This window comes from Streptomyces bottropensis ATCC 25435, assembly GCF_000383595.1.
Taxonomy (GTDB): domain Bacteria; phylum Actinomycetota; class Actinomycetes; order Streptomycetales; family Streptomycetaceae; genus Streptomyces; species Streptomyces bottropensis.
In genome coordinates this window covers 6,782,703-6,800,417 of sequence record NZ_KB911581.1, presented here as the reverse complement: position 1 = coordinate 6,800,417, position 17,715 = coordinate 6,782,703, and the positions used below count along the sequence as shown (strand labels likewise).

The following is a 17,715-nucleotide window of genomic DNA, read 5'->3' as shown; positions in this document are numbered from 1 at the left end:
GAGGAAGAGCAAGGCCCGCCGTGCAGGACCCAGTGCGAGCATTCCTGGAATCCCGCCGTCTGCCGACGCGAGTGCGTCGAGGAGCGCTGCTACCCCTCCTGGGGTTCGTCATGACCTTCCCCGGATTCGCGCGGCACTCCGCCCCCGCCGGGCCGGGTGATCTCCTGCACCCGCAGGAGATCACCTGCGAGCGCGTCGAGGGTCCGCTCTGCTGGTCGCGCTGTGAAGGGCTCGACGACTTCGAGGGGTGCTACGCCTCCTGCCTGGCGGACCGGTGCCGGGATCCGGCGTGGTGGGGAGGCGCGCCATGACGCTCCCCGGATTCGCCGCCGCGGTCCCCGGCCCGCCGGTCCCGCGGGACGGGGCCGGTGACCGGCTGTACGCCCAACTCGACACGCACTGCGCCACCTTGTGCTCCAACCTCTGTGCCGACGAGTGCCAGGACGTGCCGCCCTACGAGGCCGGAGACTGCTTGAACCGCTGCGCGGAGAGCTGCCTCGCGGGCTGCCTTCCGCTCGAACCCGTGACCGAGTAGACCGGCGGTCCGCCGGGCGGCCGGAGGAGAGGGGCGTGTCCGTGGACCCCTTGGACCTGGTCGGCCTCACGCCACTCATGGCACACACCTCGGGCCGCCCCTCGGTCGTCGTCGGCGTGATCGACGGACGAGTCGCCGTGGACCACCCGGCCTTCGCGGGCCGCGCGATCAAGGAACTGGGCCGGTCCGCGGGCCGGGCAAGCTGCGGTCGCGCCGACGTCTGCTGCGCGCACGGCACGGCCGTGGCGGGCATCCTCGTCGGCGAAGGGGGTGTCGCCCCCCGCTGCACCCTGCTGTCCCGTCCTCTCTTCACGGACCACCCGGCGGGCGGAGGCCCCGCGACCTGTCTCTCCGGCGTACGGACCGGGGAGCTGGCCGGGGCGCTCACGGAGATCGTGGACGCCGGCGCCCACGTCGTGAACCTCAGCATGGCCCAGCCCGCGCCCTCCGGAGTCCGTGACCACGCGCTGGAGGCGGCCCTCGACCATGCCGCCGACCGGGGCGTGATCCTGGTGGTCGCCGCCGGGAACCAGGGCCGGGTGGGCTCCTCCGTCCTCACCGACCACCCGTGGGTCGTCCCGGTGACCGCCTACGACCGTGCCGGGCACCCCATGCCCAGGTCCAACCTGGCCGCGTCCATCGGCCGCCACGGTCTCGGCGCCCCCGGCGACCGCATCCCGGGCCCGGGGCCCGACGGCCGCCCTTTCCTCCTGAGCGGCACGAGCGCCGCCGCGCCCTTCGTCACCGGCGCCCTCGCCCTGCTGCGCTCGGCCTTTTCGCACGTCGGCCCGGAGGCCGTACGCTACGCCGTCACCCACGGCCCCGCCCCGCGGCGTTCGGTGACCCCTCCGCTGCTGGACGCGTGGGCCGCGTACACGGCACTGCGCGACGCGGTGGGCGTCCGGGGCCCGTTCCGCCGAAGCGCCGGCCCCGGCTCCTGAGCCGTCAGCGGCTCGCCCCCACCCGCCCGCACCCCCACCCGGAACCGCGACTGCGCCCCGAACGCGGCCGGCGCACCTCGGTCTCGGCGACGCCGGTGCCGGACATCTCGCCGAGGCCCACGCGATCGCCCCGTGCTCGCGGTCCACCACGACCTCCACGCCGACAGGCGCGACGACGCGGCCCTCCCGTCCGCCCGCGAGGAGGCAGGCATCGGACCGTGGAGCCCACGTCCCGTTGTTCCCGCTCGGCGGCGGCCTCACCGACCTCACGGGCCACCGCATCACCGAAGTGCCGCGACGCCACCGCGGCCACGGTCCCCCGGATCGCCCCGGCCCGGCCGCGCGCCGCCTCCCCCGTCACGCCGCACCGCCTCAACTCCCCACCCCGTGAGGAGATTTCGGGCGCGTGAAGAAGGCGTGTCCGGAGGGTTGACCGTGCGACAAGTGGACTCGTACCTTCCTGACGGTTGAAAGTTTTCAGCCGTCTTGCAGCAAGATTCGGCAACTGATCTTGCGCGAGTTCCGGCTCGCCCCCTCTGGACCCCTTCAACGGAGAAGGACCCCACACATGACCAGCAGAACCCTCGCCGGCGCGCTCGCCCTCGCGGCGGGCGCGTCGGTCGCGCTCGCCGTGCCCGCCGGGAGCGCGTACGCGTCGCCACCCGGGACCAAGGACGTGACCGCCGTCCTGTTCGAGTGGAACTTCGCCTCGGTCGCCAAGGAGTGCACCACCACCCTCGGGCCGAACGGCTACGGATACGTCCAGGTCTCGCCGCCCGCCGAGCACATACAGGGCTCGCAGTGGTGGACGTCGTACCAGCCGGTCAGCTACCGGATCGCCGGACGGCTCGGAGACGCCACCGCCTTCCGGAACATGGTCGACACGTGCCACGCGGCCGGCGTCAAGGTCGTCGTCGACACCGTCGTCAACCACATGTCGGCCGGGAGCGGCACCGGCACCGGCGGCTCCTCGTACACGAAGTACGACTACCCCGGCCTCTACTCCTCCTTCGACTTCGACGACTGCACCGCCACCATCAGCGACTACACCAGCCGCGCCGACGTCCAGAACTGCGAACTCGTCACCCTCGCCGACCTGGACACCGGCGAGGAGTACGTCCGGTCGGCCATCGCCGCGTACATGAACAGCCTGCTCGGACACGGTGTGGACGGGTTCCGGATCGACGCCGCGAAGCACATCCCGGCCGCCGACCTCGCCGCCGTCAAGGCACGGCTCGGCAAGCCGTCCGTGTACTGGAAGCAGGAGGCGATCCACGGCTCCGGCGAGGCCGTGCAGCCGAGCGAGTACACCGGAAACGGGGATGTGCAGGAGTTCCGGTACGCCTTCGACCTCAAGCGGGTCTTCAACGACGAGAACCTCGCCTACCTGAAGAACTACGGCGAGGGCTGGGGCTACCTGAACAGCTCCGTCGCCGGGGTCTTCGTCGACAACCACGACACCGAACGCAACGGCTCCACCCTCAGCTACAAGGACAACGCCACCTACACCCTCGCCAACGTCTTCATGCTGGCGTACCCCTACGGCGCGCCCGACATCAACTCCGGCTACGAGTTCTCCTCCACCGACGCCGGGCCGCCGAACAACGGCCGCGTCGACGCCTGCTGGCAGAACGGCTGGAAGTGCCAGCACGCCTGGCCGGAGATCATGCGCATGGTCGCCTTCCGCAACGCCACCCGCGGTGAGGCCGTCACCGACTGGTGGGACAACGGCGGCGACGCGATCGCCTTCGGGCGGGGCGGCAAGGGTTTCGTGGCCATCAACCACGAGTCGAACAGCCTCAGCCGTACGTACCAGACCTCCCTCGCGGCCGGCACCTACTGCGACGTGCAGAAGAACACGACGGTGACCGTCGACGGCTCGGGTCGGTTCACCGCGACCCTCGGCGCCCACACGGCCCTCGCGCTCTACGCGGGCAAGTCCGCCTGCTGACCGGCTTGTAAGGCCTTACCGTTACTTTCACGCCTCTTGCTGAAACGCTTTCGGCGGCGATACGGTCGCGCGGGGTCGGACCCACCAGAGCCGTCATCGCAAGGAGTCCATCCGTGATACCGAGATGGCCGACGCCGTCCAGGCGCCGAACCACCCACACCGGACGGGCCGCGGCGGTCGGCGCGGTCACCGTGACCGCGCTGACCGCGGCGCTCGTCCAGCCCCTCGCGGCCGGGGCCGCGCCCGCGCCCAAGCCTCCGTCGGACGCGAAGCTGGCGAAGACCGCCGCCCGTCACGAACTCACCCGCGAGCAGTTCTACTTCGTCCTGCCGGACCGTTTCGCCAACGGTGACCGGGCGAACGACAAGGGCGGTCTGACCGGCTCGCGCCTCGCCACCGGATACGACCCCACCGACAAGGGCTTCTACCAGGGCGGCGACCTCAAGGGCATCACCCGGCGGCTCGACTACATCAAGGGCCTGGGCACCACCTCCATCTGGCTGGCCCCCATCTTCAAGAACCAGCCCGTTCAGGGCACCGGCGAGAACGCCTCCGCCGGCTATCACGGCTACTGGATCACCGACTTCACCAAGGTCGACCCGCACTTCGGCACCGACAAGGACCTTCAGACCCTGATCTCCAAGGCCCACGCCAAGGGCATGAAGGTCTTCTTCGACGTCATCACCAACCACACCGCCGATGTCGTCGACAACGAGGAGAAGTCCTACGACTACCTCTCCAAGGGCGCCTTCCCCTATCTGACCAAGGACGGGAAGCCCTTCGACGACACCGACCACGCTGCCGGGGGCACCGGCTTCCCGTCCGTCGACCGGGACTCCTTCCCCCGCACCCCCGTGGTCCCCGCCGCGAAGAAGAACACCAAAGTCCCCTCCTGGCTCAACGACCCGACGATGTACCACAACCGGGGCGACTCCACCTGGGCCGGCGAGTCCGCCACCCACGGCGACTTCGTCGGGCTGGACGACCTGTGGACCGAGCGCCCCGAGGTCGTCTCCGGCATGGAGAAGATCTACGAGAAGTGGGTGCGGGACTTCCGGATCGACGGCTTCCGGATCGACACCGTGAAACACGTCGACATGCGGTTCTGGACGCGGTGGGCCACCGCGCTCGACGCGTACGCCGCGAAGAAGGGCCGCGACGACTTCTTCATGTTCGGCGAGGTCTACTCCGCCGACACGTCCGTGACCTCCCCGTACGTCACCCGGGGACGTCTGGACTCCACCCTCGACTTCCCCTTCCAGGACGCGGCGCGCTCGTACGCCTCCCAGGGCGGCAGTGCCAAGAAGCTCGCCGCGGTGTTCGGGGACGACTACAAGTACACGACCGACAAGGCCAACGCGTACGAGCAGGTCACCTTCCTCGGCAACCACGACATGGGGCGCATCGGGACCTTCCTGAAGCAGGACAACCCCAAGGCCTCCGACGCCGAACTGCTCGCCAAGGACAGGCTCGCCAACGAGCTGATGTTCCTCGGCCGGGGCAACCCGGTCGTCTACTACGGCGACGAACAGGGCTTCACCGGCGCGGGCGGTGACAAGGACGCCCGCCAGACCATGTTCGCCTCGAAGACCGCCGACTACCTGGACGACGACCAGCTCGGCACGGACCGCACCCACGCCACGGACGCGTACGACACCAGAGCACCGCTCTACCGGCAGATCAGTGCTCTCGCCAAGCTCCGCAAGGCCCACCCGGCCCTCGCCGACGGCGTCCAGACCGAGCGGTACGCCGCCGACGGCGCGGGCGTCTACGCCTTCTCGCGGACGGACGCCAGGACCGCCACCGAGTACCTCGTCGCGTTCAACAACGCCGACGACGCCGAGAAGGCCACCTTCACCACCGGCTCGCCCCGCACGGCCTTCCGGGGCCTCTACGGCACCGGCGCCACGGTCACGAGCGACGCCGACCGCGAGGTCACCGTCACCGTCCCGGCCGGGTCCGCGATCGTCCTCAAGGCCGCCGGCCCACTTCCGAAGCCCGCCAACGAGCCGTCCCTCACCCTCAAGGCGCCGGCCGCCGGAGCCACCGGCACGGTCGAGATCGGTGCCGATGTCGGGGGAGGAGGGCAGCTCAACCGTGTCGTCTTCGCCGCACAGGTCGGCAACGGCACGTGGCGGACGCTGGGCTCCGCCGACCACGCCCCGTACAAGGTCACCCAGACCCTCGGGGAGAAGGTTCCGGCCGGGACGGCCCTGCGGTACAAAGCGGTGGTGATCGACCGAACCGGACGTACGGCGAGTGCCGTCGCGACCTCCACCACCGGCGCCCCGCCCGCCCCCGAGATTCCCACCGCCACCTCGCGCGACCACGCGATCGTCCACTACAGACGCGCCGACGGCGACTACACCGACTGGCGGCTCTACGCCTGGGGCGACCTCGCCGACGGCGAGGCGACGACCTGGCCGGACGGCCACGACTTCGTCGGACGGGACGCGTACGGCGCGTTCGCCTACGTCAAGCTCAAGCCCGGTGCCACGAACGTCAGTTACCTCGTCATCGACAAGGACGGGAACAAGGACGTCCCCGCCGACCGCTCGATCGACGTCACGAGGACGGGCGAGATCTGGGTCGAGCAGGGCAAGGAGGCCGCCGCGACGCAGCGGCCCGACCTGCCGGCGCCGGACACCTCCAAGGCCGTCCTCCACTACCACCGCGCCGACGGGAAGTACGACGGCTGGGGCCTGCACGTCTGGGCCGGCGCCGCGCACCCCACCGACTGGTCGAAGCCCCTGGAGCCGGTACGGACCGACACCTACGGCGCCGTCTACGAGGTGCCGCTCACCGAGGGCGCGACCAGCCTCAGCTACATCATCCACAAGGGCGACGAGAAGGACCTCCCCACCGACCAGGCGCTGGACCTCAAGGCCACCGGCCATGAGGCGTGGCTGCTGAACGGGCAGGAGAAGTACCTGCTCCCGCAGCCCGCGGGCAGCGCCGCCGCCCTCGACCTGACCACCTCCAAGGCGGTCTGGATCGACCGGAACACCGTCGCCTGGAACGGGAACGACACCGCCGCCTCCACCCAGCTGCTGTACTCCCGCACCGGCTCCATCACGGCGAAGGACGGCGCTCTCACCAGCACCGACGAGCGCTGGCTCCGCCTGAACAAGTCGGCCCTCACCGACGCCCAGAAGGCGAGGTTCCCGCACCTGAAGGCCTACACCGCCTGGACCGTCGACCCGCGCGACCGCGACCGGGTCCGCGAGGCCCTGCGCGGTCAGCTCGTCGCCTCCCAGCGGGCGTCGAACGGCGCGGTGCTCGCGGCGACCGGCGTGCAGATCGCCGGGGTGCTCGACGACCTGTACGACGGCTCCGACGCGGACCTCGGCCCGACCTTCCGCGACGGCCGTCCCACCCTCGCCGTCTGGGCGCCCACGGCCCAGCGGGTCTCCCTGGACCTCGACGGCACCCGCATCGCCATGAAACGGAACGACACCACCGGCGTCTGGTCCGTCACCGGCGCGAAGTCCTGGAAGAACAAGCCCTACCGGTACGTCGTGAAGGTGTGGGCGCCCAGCGTCCGCGAGATGGTCACCAACGAGGTCACCGACCCGTACTCCGTCGCCCTGACCGCCGACTCCGAACGCAGCCTCGTCGTCGATCTGAGGGACAGGTCCCTGGCGCCGGGCGGCTGGTCGTCGTACACCAAGCCGAAGGCCGTACCGCTGAAGGACGCGCGGATCCAGGAGCTGCACGTCCGGGACTTCTCCGTCGACGACAAGGCCGTGCCCGCGAAGGACCGGGGCACCTACCTCGCCTTCACCGACAAGGGCGGCGACGGCGCGAAGCACCTGCGGAAGCTGGCGGCGGCGGGCACCTCGTACGTGCACCTCCTCCCCGTCGCCGACATCGCCACCATCCCCGAGAGGAAGGCCGACCAGGCGAGCGTCGACTGCGACCTCGGCTCCTACGCCGCCGACTCCGACCAGCAGCAGGAGTGCGTGGCGAAGGCCGCCGCGAAGGACGCCTACAACTGGGGCTACGACCCCTACCACTACACGGTCCCGGAGGGCTCGTACGCGACCGACCCGGACGGCACCCGGCGCACGGTCGAGTTCCGGAAGATGGTGAAGGCGCTCAACGCCGACGGCCTCGGGGTCGTGCTGGACGTGGTCTACAACCACACCCCGGCGAGCGGCCAGGCCGACAAAAGCGTCCTCGACAAGGTCGTCCCCGGCTACTACCACCGCCTCCTCGCCGACGGTTCGGTCGCCACCTCCACCTGCTGCGCCAACACCGCCCCCGAGAACACCATGATGGGCAAGCTCGTCGTCGACTCGATCGTCACCTGGGCCAGGGAGTACAAGGTCGACGGGTTCCGCTTCGACCTCATGGGCCACCACCCGAAGGCCAACATCCTGGCCGTCCGCAAGGCCCTCGACGCGCTGACCCCCAAGAAGGACGGCGTCGACGGGAAGAAGATCATCCTCTACGGGGAGGGCTGGAACTTCGGCGAGGTCGCCGACGACGCGCGCTTCGTCCAGGCCACGCAGAAGAACATGGCCGGGACGGGCGTCGCGACCTTCTCCGACCGGGCCCGTGACGCCGTGCGCGGCGGCGGCCCCTTCGACGAGGACCCCGGCGTCCAGGGCTTCGCCTCCGGCCTGTGGACCGAGCCCAACTCCTCGGACGCCAACGGCACTCCGGCCGAGCAGAAGGCGCGGTTGCTGCACTACCAGGACCTCATCAAGGTCGGGCTGAGCGGCAATCTGGCGAACTACCGGTTCACCGACACCGGCGGCAAGGAGGTCAAGGGCTCCGAGGTCGACTACAACGGGACCCCCGCCGGCTACGCGGACGCCCCGGGCGACGCCCTCGCCTATGTCGACGCCCACGACAACGAGTCCCTGTTCGACGCCCTGGCCTTCAAACTGCCGAAGTCGACGAGTCCGGCGGACCGCGCGCGGATGCAGGTCCTCGCCCTGGCGACCGCCGCCCTCTCCCAGGGCCCGGCGCTCTCCCAGGCCGGCACCGACCTGCTGCGGTCCAAGTCCCTCGACCGCAACTCCTACGACAGCGGCGACTGGTTCAACGCGATCCACTGGGACTGCCGGGACGGCAACGGCTTCGGGCGCGGACTGCCGCTCGCCGCCGACAACAGGTCCAAGTGGTCCTACGCCAAACCCCTGTTGACCGCCGTCGAGGTCGGCTGCGAGCAGATCGAGGGGGCCTCGGCGGCCTACCGGGACCTGCTGCGGATCCGTACCACGCAGGACGTGTTCTCCCTCGGCACGACCGGGCAGGTCCAGTCGAAACTGTCCTTCCCGCTGTCGGGGAAGGACGAGACCCCGGGCGTGATCACGATGGAACTCGGCGACCTCGTCGTCGTCTTCAACGCCACCCCCGAGGTGCGCGAGCAGACCGTGGACGGCCTGGCCGGGACGGGGTACGCCCTGCACCGCGTCCAGGCGGCGGGCGCGGACTCTACCGTCCGGACCTCGTCGTACGAAGCAGAATCGGGGACCTTCGTCGTTCCGGGGCGGACCGTGGCCGTATTCGCACGATCCGCCCGCTAGAGCGCTAGCTTGGGTGGTGCGGGCGGTGAGAGGACCGCCCGCACCACCCGAGCTTCAGCGACGACGAGAGCCTCATGAGCCCGATGGCCGACGGAGCAAACAGCACGGTGCTGGTGGTCGACGACGCGCCCGCCGGCCGGTACGCGATGGACGCGGTCCTGCGCCGGGCCGGGCACCGTGTGGTCCCCGTCGCCACCGCCGGAGAGGCGCTCGCCGAACTCGACCTGCGGCTGCGCTCGGGCCCCCTGCCCGACGTGGCCCTCGTCGACGTCGGCCTCCCCGACATGAGCGGCTTCGAACTCTGCCGCCGGCTCAAGGCACAACCCCCGACGGCCGCCCTGCCCGTCGTCCACTTCTCCGCCGCGTCCGTCGCCCCCGGCGACCGCTTCCGGGGCCTGGACGCGGGCGGCGAGGCCTATCTGACGGTCCCCGCCGAGCCGGAGGAGATCCAGGCGGTCGTCCGCGCGGCCGTGCGCGGTGCCCGGATGCGCAACGACGCCGAGGCCCTCGTCCGCCGGCTCACCCTGCTGTCCGAGACCATCGTCGACGTCCAGGCCGCCCGCACCCTCGAAGAACTCGCCGCAGCCGCCGCCGAGGGCGCCGCCCGGCTCACCCGGTTGCCCGCCGCCGTGTTCGTGCTCGGCGAGGACGGCCACCTCTACAGCGGCACCTCCCGGGCCAGGGCCCGCACCACCCTCCCCGACGTCGGCGCGCACGAGGCCGTGGCCCGGCTCATCCGCCGTGTCACCGACGGCGTCCCCGGGACCGCCGACACCGTGGTCCCCGCACCCCTGTGGCCGGCCGGCTTCTTCCGGCCCGGCGTCACCGAGGACGCCCGACTGGTCCTGGCCCGCACCGAGAGCGGCACGCCCGTCTGCGTCGCCACCCCCGTACGCGGCACCCCCGGGACCGCCGCCGGCACCACCGGCCTGGTCGGCCGCCTCGCCCAGGCCACCGCCCTGGCCGCCCAGCCCCTGCTCATGTACCAGGTCGAGCGCCATGTCGCGCTCACCCTCCAGCACAGCTTCCTGCCCAAGCGGGTACCCGAGTTCCCCGGCCTCGACGTGGTCGTGCGGTACGTGCCCGCGTCCCACGAGACCGAGATCGGCGGCGACTTCTACGCGGCCCTGTCCGCCTCCGGCGGCATCCTGACCGCCGTCGGCGACGTCGTCGGGCACTCCCTGGACGCGGCCACCGTGATGGTCGAGATCCGGCACGCCCTGCGTGCCTACTGCGTGGAGGAGTCCGACCCCGCGGCACTCGCCCGGCGGCTGGACCGGATGCTCCAGCACTACCACCCCGACGTCACCGCCACGGTCTGTCTCGCCCTCGTCGAGCCGGACACCGGGCGCGTGCGGGTCGCCAACGCGGGCCACATCCCGCCGCTGATCGTCCGCGACTCCGGAGAGGCCGCGTACGTGAAGGCCGCCGGGCCGCTCCTCGGACTCGGACTCGACCGGCCCCCGCCCACGGAGACGACGCTGTGGCCGGCCGATCGGCTGCTCATGGTCACCGACGGGCTCGTCGAGACCCGGGGCATCGATCTCTCGCTCTCCCTGGAGCAGCTGCGGGCCGCCGCGGCCGACGCCCCGGACGGGACGGTGGCGCTGTGCGACACGTTGCTGCACTGTTTCGGGCGGGACCGGGAGGACGACATCGCCCTGCTGGCGTTGCGGCTGCGGTTAGGGTGACCCTCATGCCGCAGATCACCGTTGACTACTCCGCCGTTCTCTCCGAGGGCTTCGACCGGCCCGCGTTCGCCAGGGCCCTGCACGAGGAGGTCGTGCGCACCGCCGCCGCGAAGCCGGAGGCGTGCAAGACGCAGTTCCGGGCGACCGAGGACACGGTCGTCGGCCCCGACACCGACGGGCACGCGATCGTGCATGTCACGCTCGGCCTGCTCGCGGGACGGACCGACGCCACGAAGGTGACGCTGACCGAGAACGTGCTGGAGCTGCTGCGGAAGTTCGTGCAGGTGGGGGAGGGGCTGGCGCTGCACGCGTCGGCGGAGGTCCGGGACCTCGACCCCTCGTACCGGAAGTTCTAGATCCCATCTTCCCGAAAGGCGGCGGGCCAGGACCCGGTCCGTACGGGTCTAGGGGCGTCCCAGAGCCACGAGGCGCCCCGCCAGATCGCTGAACGGGCCGTCCCGCGGCTCGTCGGCGAGTATGCCGCGGAGCAGGGCCGCCATCTCCTCGTCCTGGGCCGCGCTCACCGCCGCCAGGGCCGCGAAGTCGTGGACGAGTTGGACCTCCAGCTCCTGCCTGGGGATGCGGCGCCCGTCCAGCCAGAGGAGGGCCGTGGACTCGGCGAGGGAGATCCAGGAGCGGATGACCAGTTCGAGCCGCGCGGGTGCGGTTTCGACGTCGAGGTGCGAAAGAATCTGGACATAGGCGGCCTGGCGCACACCGTCGACGAGGGCGTTCGTACGGGACGAGCCGACGGCCGGGCCGCCGCGCATCAACGCCGAGAAACCGGTTCCGTGCTCGTCGACGAAGTCGAAGAACCGGTGGGTGACACGGAGCAGCCGGGCGCCGAGGGGACCCTCCCGGGGTTCCACGAAACGGTGCGCGAGATCGTCGGACGCACGCGTCAACGCGGCCTCGTACAGGCTGAGTTTGCCCGGGAAGTAGTGGTAGACCAGCGGGCGCGAGATACCCGCGGCCGACGCTATCTCGTCGAGGGAGACCTCGTCGGGCGGGCGCCGGCTGAACAGTTCGAGGGCCACCCCGATCAACTGCTGCCGCCGCTCCTCCACACTCATCCTGTGGCGCGCACCGGTTCGCATACGAACACTCTACCGATTGATTCCAGCCCGCCATGGGCGAGATTCCGTCAGGGCGTTCGACGCGCGGGCGCTCACCGGGCTGGCTGCAGTCCGCTGATCTCCCGGCCGTTCGCCAGCGTGCCCTTCAACTCGGCCCGCACACCGTCCCCCGCCGGTACGGCGAGCAGGTTGCCCGGCGCCGAACCGCTCACCCCGCCGCTCAGTTCGACGGAGACGGTGTCCCTGGCACCGGCGGCGAGCAGGTACGAGTCGCCGGTCGCCGACTTCCAGGGACCGGCCGCGAGGACGTGCGGGTCGGCAGGGCCACAGGCCGGGACCTCGTCGGCGGCGGCCGTGACGTACGCGCCGGCCGGGGTGTCGAACTGGGTCATCGCCCGGGTTCCCGCGCCCCGCCAGGTCTCGGTGCGGGTGCACACCCAGTCGGCCGTGCCGCTGCCGTCGGGCAGCGGCTGACGGGCGAACCGCCAGGCGTTCACGGACCGCACACCTTGTGACCGCACGGCGGCCAGCGAGCAGGCGAACGGCGCCCAGACCCCCGGAGCGGCGGACGCGTCACGCCTGGTCGAGGCGGCCGACGGGCGCCCGATCGTGAGGTGCGCCGGCGTCACCTCCAGCAGATCGGTCAGCAGCCGCGTACCCCCCGAGGCATCGGTGAGCCGCAGCACGTCCCACGACCGGCACTCCCCGGTCCGCACCGCCGGGCTGGCGAACGGCGCCGTCGTCCCGTCCTTCGCCAGCGCGAGCGTACGCACCCGGGCGCCGGGCCTCGCCAGATCCCGTACGGCCGCCTCACGCACCCAAGGGGCCGTCAGATAGCGGACGTTGCCGTCGGACCGGCCGAGGACCAGGGCGCTCGCGCCGGCGCCGGTCGCCCCGTCGGCCCGGGTCAGGTCGAGGGCGGCCATGCCCGGGTCGTCGAGCGGCTCGGCGTACCGGGCGATCCGCAGACCGTCGTGCAGCAGGACGACCCGGAGGTTGTCGACCTGGCCCGCGTACAGCAGCTGCGGCGGGCCTGGCGGGGGCCCGGCCTGGGTGCCGAGGGTGACCGAGACCTGCACGGACTCGCCGGGGCGGGCCCAGACCGCGAGGGCGCGCCGCAGCAGGGCTCTGTCCTTGACGAGAGCGCCGCGCGCGGGCCAGGTGGTGAAGTCGGTGCGCCCCGTCGCCCGCCACGCCGTGGCCGTCGCCGTCGTCAGCTGCCCCGGGTCGAGGGCGGCCTGGGCCGCCGGGTTCCGCGCGTACGAGGGCGCCGCCGCGCCGTCGGGTCCCCAGCTCTCACCGGGCAGCCCGAGCAGCGCCGCGCTCACGACCACGGCGGCCGTCGCGGCCAGCGCCGCCCTCGTGTGCTGGCGGCGGCGCATCAGATCGGTGGGGCGGGCGTGCAGCGAACAGGGGTCGTACTCGGGGGAGGAGAGCAGCGCGTACTGCTGCGCCGGCACCGAGTCGGCCTCCTTCAGCGCGGCGGCCGGGGCGTCGACGCCCGCCTCCTCCAGGAGCGATGTGATCACCGCGTCGGGGAGCCGCTCCAGGCCCCGCAGGACGTAGGCGGCGCGCCCCGGCGAGGAGAGCGCCGACAGCCGCTGGTCCAGGGCCATCTCGTCGGCGCCTCCGGAGCGGGGGAACAGCCGCAGGCCCCACACCCGCGGCAGCAGAGGCGGCAGTTGGGACCGCTTCGGCCACACCGTCCGCCTCAGGGGCAGGCCCGCCTGCAGGGCGGTGCGGACGACCTGGAGCCGGACGAAGGCGTACCCGGGGTCGCGCTCCCGGTCGGCGCCCGTCGCCTGCGCCGGGATGAGAGACGTCGACCTGCGGCTCCTCGGCAGGGCCCGCTGGGCCAGCGCGTGTGCCGTCAGCACCCGGCGGTTGCGGCCCAGGCTCGACGGCAACGTCAGATAGGCCAGCCGGACCAGACGCGGATAGTGCTCGACGAGCGCGGCCTCCGCCTGCTCGACGTCCACGACCGACTCCTGGGCGCGGGACGATGCGGGGCGGCGCGGGGCGACATCCTGTGACTGCACGTTCAGCAGAACGAGCGAATGGTCGGATGGTCACCGCAGCGCTCCGCCGGGTGGGGCGGCTGGGGGGTGGGGTGCGTCGTCCGGGCGCGGCCCGGTGGGGGTTGCTCGCGCAGTTCCCCGCGCCCCTGAGAAGCAGGGGCTGCGCCCACTGCTTCTCAGGGGCGACAGGGCCGTGTCTGTCACGTCAGCGACCACCCGCTGAACTCGACCAGGCCCCTCGCCCCGCTCCCCCCGTTCGTCGCGCTCATGAACATCCCCACGTCCTGCCCCCCACCCGCCGCCCCCGGCACACTCACCGACGCCACCACCCGCCAGGTCGCCCCCTCGTCGACGGAGCACTCACCCACGTACGCCCCCGTCCCCACCCGGCTCAACCGCAGCACCACCGGCGCCCTCACCCCCGTGATCCGCCGGTACGTGTCGAGCGTCCCGTCGCCCGAGCTGTCGTACGACAGCACCACCCCGTTGGCCGGAGTGACCGCCAGATTCACGAAGCCCTTCGACCCGGCCTCACCGAGCACGTCGCGCACCACGATCCCCGCCCGCGCCCAGTTCCCGGTCGCCGCCTGGGAGTCGACCCGGAGCGTCACGGACGTACCGTCCCGGAAGGCCCCCGCCCGATAGACCGTGCCGAACTCCGACGTCCCCCGCCACAGGTCCGCCCCGGCACCGTCGATCGCGAAACGGCCCCCGAGCTGCCCGAAGACGGCCCCGTTGTTCGTGTAGGTGCGCCACCCCGCATCGAGCGCCCCCGCCTCGAACAGCGTCCCGTCGAAGCGCCCCTCGACCCGGTCCTCGCCCCGGGGCCCGTACACGACCGTGACCGTGTAGGGCAGCGGCCGTAGCGGCCGGTCGAGCGGCGCACCCGGCGTGTCCGCGCGCCAGCGGACCGTCCCCGACCCCGCCGCCGCGACGCCCGGCAACGATGTCGGCCCCTCCGGCTCGGCCGTACCGGCGAAGCCGCCGAGCGCGAAGTCCACCCGCCCGGTGTCCCGCAGCCCGTTGACGTTGCGGAAGACCGCCGACAGCCGCGCGCTCCCGCCGGGCGGCAGCACCGGCGGCTCCGCGGTGACGGTCAGGGTCCCCTGGTACGGCGCCCGCGCCAGCACGTCCCGCACCCGCGCCGCCGTCCGGTACGCGTCGCCCACCGGCCGCAGCGGATAGTCCTTGCGCTCCCGGGTCCACGGCTCCTCGAACGCGAACCAGTCCACGGCCGCCGGAGCGGTCCCCGTCGCGAGCGCGTCCTCCAGGGCGTCCAGCCACTTCTGCCAGCGCGGAACGTAGAAGTCGGCCATCAGGCCGTTCCACTCCCGGTTGCCGTACTCGTGCAGATCCCCCGTGTCGGAGGTGGCGCGCCCTCCCCACACCGTGATCAGGACCTTCGCCGTCCGCTCGAACTCCGCCCGCTCGGCGTCGTCCGTCGCCAGCAGCCGCGCGTCGTTCACCCACGGCCCCAGCAGGAACGCCCCGTCCGTGCCCGTGACCTCGTCGGACAGCCGCATCAGCCGCAGCCAGAGCGTGGACAGCGCGCGGAACGTCGTGAGGTCCTTGCGCCGGTGGGCCGCCCGCAGCTGCGGCAGGTACTGGCGGCTCCGGTGCGCGAGCGCCTGCCGTGCCAGGTCCACCACGTCGTACCGGTACGCCGGATTGCGGCGCCGCCCGCCCGCCACGTCCAGCAGCCCGGCGAAGGCCGCGTCGAAGCGGCCGGGGTCGTAGGTCAGCGTGCGCGGCGCGTACTCGGCGGCGCGGTCCGCGGCGAGGTCCGGGCGGGCGCAGAACAGCGAGTCGTGCGGGTCGCTGCGCTCCACGGCCCGCTGCTGGTAGGCGGTCTCGTGCAGCGCCCGCCAGGCCGCGCGCGCCGCGTCGTCGCGGCCGCCGTAGCGGAAGTCGGCGTACGCGGAGAACCAGGCGGCCCGGTCGATCTTCCCCGGTGTCCAGGCCAGTTCGGAGAAGAGCTCGAAGGCCGCCGGGTCGCGGTCGGTGGCCTCCGGCATGTACGCCGTGCCCACCAGTGCGCTGTCGGGCTTGTCCCGCCAGGCGAAGAACTTGTCGGTCCACAGGTGCGCGCGGGCCCCGATGGTCGTCCGGCCGCCGAAGTTGGGGATCGTGCCGAAGCAGTACGGGGTGCCGCCCCAGTCGCGTTCGCGGTCGGTGACACTGGCGTAGCGGTCGGAGACGCCGTCGACGATCAGCATTCTCGACCGGTCGATGGCGTCCAGCAGCTCCGGCAGCGGGTTCTCCTGCCAGCCGAGGATCACCCAGATGGCGTCCGGGTGGGCCTTGTGGAGCGCACGTTCGACGCCCCGCGCCGCGTCGGGGACGGGCACGTCGCCCGCGGTGCCGCCCTCGTGCAGGAGGTCCATCTTGAAGTGGGCCGCCGCGCCGAACACGTCCCGCACATGACCGTAGAAGGAGGCGGCGACCCGGGCGAAGGAGTCGGTGCGCGGATCGAGCCAGTCGGGGCGCTCGAAGCCGTGCCAGAGGCCCTGCGGCACGACGTGCGCGTCACCGCCGTTGCGCTCGACGAACTGCTTGGGGACGTGCCCGTAGTAGCCGGGAAGCACCGGGGACATGCCCAGCTCGCGCAGGCGGTCGGTGATGCGCCGGCCGAGGCCGGCCCGGCGGGCGATCAGCTGTGGGGAGAGCGGGCCGCCGTACCCGGAGAGGTTCTGCAGCAGCCACCAGGGCTGGTGGGAGGGGGCGGGGAGCCAGGCGCGGGACTCCTCGTCGGAGTAGCCGAAGTCCTTCAGCAGCCGGTGGTAGACGGCCTCCATCCCCGCGATGACCAGCACCTCGTTGCAGCCGTGCGCCGCCAGGAGGTCGATCTGGTGTTCCCAGTACGGCCAGTCCGCGTACGGGGCGGTGTATCCGTCGTTGGTGTCGTTCAGGGCGAAGCGATGGGGGAGGGCGGTGGAACCCTCCAGGGGGCGGGCGGGGGCGGGAAGGCGGCTCGGCAGGTCCAGTTGGCTGCCGTTCCAGGCCAGGTGGGCCCCGCAGACGTACTTCAGGTACCAGTGGACGCCCATGAGGAGAGTGGCCGGTGTGGTGGCCTGGACCTGGATGTCTCTCTTGGTGCCTGTGACACGGAACCGGTCGACCGTGCCGCTCCGGTCGAGCAGACTGAGCCGGAACTGTCCGGCATGACCGGGCAGCAGCCGATTGAGCGCCGAGCGCGCGGGAGCCGTATCGAAGGCGGGGCCCTCGCCAGGGCTCTCAGCGGCGTGGGCCGGGGCCGACCACCGCAGGTGGGTCCCGAGGCCGATGACACCGGCCGAGCCCAGCACCATGCGTCGCGACGGACTGTTCATGTCTGTGTGCCCCCTGTGTCGACAGTGGCGGCACGCTAACGGGGCGACCGTCCGTGAACAACGGTGCGCACGGAGCTGGCGCGTTCACGTCGCCTGAACGGACCCGGAGGTACGGATGAGTATGACGAGGAAGAGGCTTGCGGGAACCGCGGCCGGCGCGGTCGCCGCCCTGCTGGCGCTGACCGGCTGCGGCGCGGGCGACGACGCCGAGGCGGCCGTCCCGAAGACGGCGACGGGGACGCTGGAGCACATCGCGGGCGAGGTGGGCTGCAAGCCGGACATGCAGACGGACGCGGACACCATCCGTCAGGCCCTGTGCACCAACAAGGACGGCGACTTCGACGGCAAGTTCGTCCTCGCGACCTTCGCCACCGACCGGGGCCAGGCGGAGTGGCTCGCCGGCGCCAAGGACTACGGCGGCTACTACCTCGTCGGCCGCAAGTGGGTCGCCGTCGGCCAGAAGAAGACCGTGGGCGGGCTGCAGGGCACCCTCGGCGGGGAGATGCAGGAAGGGTCCGCGCACATGAACCCCGGTGGTAGCCACAACGACGGCAGCCACAGCGGCTGACCGCGCCGGCCCCGCTCCCGGAAACGTCGAAGCGGGAAGCGAGGGGCCGGGGATCGGGAAAGACGAAAG

Annotated in this window: 11 protein-coding genes; 8 read left to right on the top strand and 3 right to left on the bottom strand. The window is 72.1% G+C overall.

Annotation, left to right across the window (positions count from 1 at the left end; genetic code table 11):
* Positions 1-110: 110 nt before the first annotated feature.
* From STRBO_RS0130290 to STRBO_RS0130260, 7 genes are all read left to right on the top strand, one after another.
* Entirely contained in the window at positions 111-311 is a 201-nt protein-coding gene (locus tag STRBO_RS0130290; protein ID WP_020115295.1) for a hypothetical protein, read from the top strand.
* Positions 308-535 (top strand): hypothetical protein, encoded by a 228-nt coding sequence (locus STRBO_RS0130285; RefSeq protein WP_005478463.1) that lies wholly within the window; start codon positions 308-310, stop codon positions 533-535. Before STRBO_RS0130290 ends, STRBO_RS0130285 begins: the two co-directional genes overlap by 4 nt.
* Before the next feature lie 35 nt (positions 536-570).
* The gene (locus tag STRBO_RS0130280; RefSeq protein WP_005478457.1) at positions 571-1,476 is read left to right on the top strand and encodes a S8 family serine peptidase; all 906 of its coding nucleotides are present in this window, start codon (positions 571-573) and stop codon (positions 1,474-1,476) included.
* 568 nt (positions 1,477-2,044) lie between these two features.
* Positions 2,045-3,427, top strand: coding sequence for an alpha-amylase (locus tag STRBO_RS0130275; protein ID WP_005478443.1), 1,383 nt, complete (start codon positions 2,045-2,047; stop codon positions 3,425-3,427).
* A gap of 113 nt (positions 3,428-3,540) precedes the next feature.
* Entirely contained in the window at positions 3,541-8,964 is a 5,424-nt protein-coding gene (gene pulA, locus STRBO_RS0130270) for a pullulanase-type alpha-1,6-glucosidase (RefSeq protein WP_005478441.1), read from the top strand.
* Positions 8,965-9,047: 83 nt separating this feature from the next.
* Complete coding sequence (locus STRBO_RS0130265; protein ID WP_005478440.1) at positions 9,048-10,655, top strand: fused response regulator/phosphatase; 1,608 nt, start codon at positions 9,048-9,050, stop codon at positions 10,653-10,655.
* Positions 10,656-10,660: 5 nt separating this feature from the next.
* Positions 10,661-11,011, top strand: a complete 351-nt coding sequence (locus STRBO_RS0130260; protein WP_028796928.1) for a 5-carboxymethyl-2-hydroxymuconate Delta-isomerase — start codon at positions 10,661-10,663, stop codon at positions 11,009-11,011.
* A gap of 48 nt (positions 11,012-11,059) precedes the next feature.
* On the opposite strand, the gene STRBO_RS0130255 is transcribed toward STRBO_RS0130260, so the two are convergent.
* The 3 genes from STRBO_RS0130255 to STRBO_RS0130245 all read right to left on the bottom strand — a co-directional run bounded on the left by STRBO_RS0130255 (position 11,060) and on the right by STRBO_RS0130245 (position 17,078).
* Positions 11,060-11,752, bottom strand: a complete 693-nt coding sequence (locus tag STRBO_RS0130255) for a TetR/AcrR family transcriptional regulator (RefSeq protein WP_028796927.1) — start codon at positions 11,750-11,752, stop codon at positions 11,060-11,062.
* A gap of 71 nt (positions 11,753-11,823) precedes the next feature.
* Positions 11,824-13,770, bottom strand: coding sequence for a hypothetical protein (locus STRBO_RS0130250; protein WP_005478437.1), 1,947 nt, complete (start codon positions 13,768-13,770; stop codon positions 11,824-11,826).
* A gap of 179 nt (positions 13,771-13,949) precedes the next feature.
* Positions 13,950-17,078, bottom strand: coding sequence for an alpha-N-acetylglucosaminidase (locus STRBO_RS0130245; RefSeq protein ID WP_005478435.1), 3,129 nt, complete (start codon positions 17,076-17,078; stop codon positions 13,950-13,952).
* A 115-nt stretch (positions 17,079-17,193) separates the two neighbouring features.
* Between STRBO_RS0130245 and STRBO_RS0130240 the strand changes: the two genes are divergently transcribed.
* Positions 17,194-17,646: a hypothetical protein gene (locus STRBO_RS0130240; protein ID WP_028796926.1), complete on the top strand. Its 453-nt coding sequence runs from the start codon at positions 17,194-17,196 to the stop codon at positions 17,644-17,646.
* Positions 17,647-17,715 lie beyond the last annotated feature (69 nt).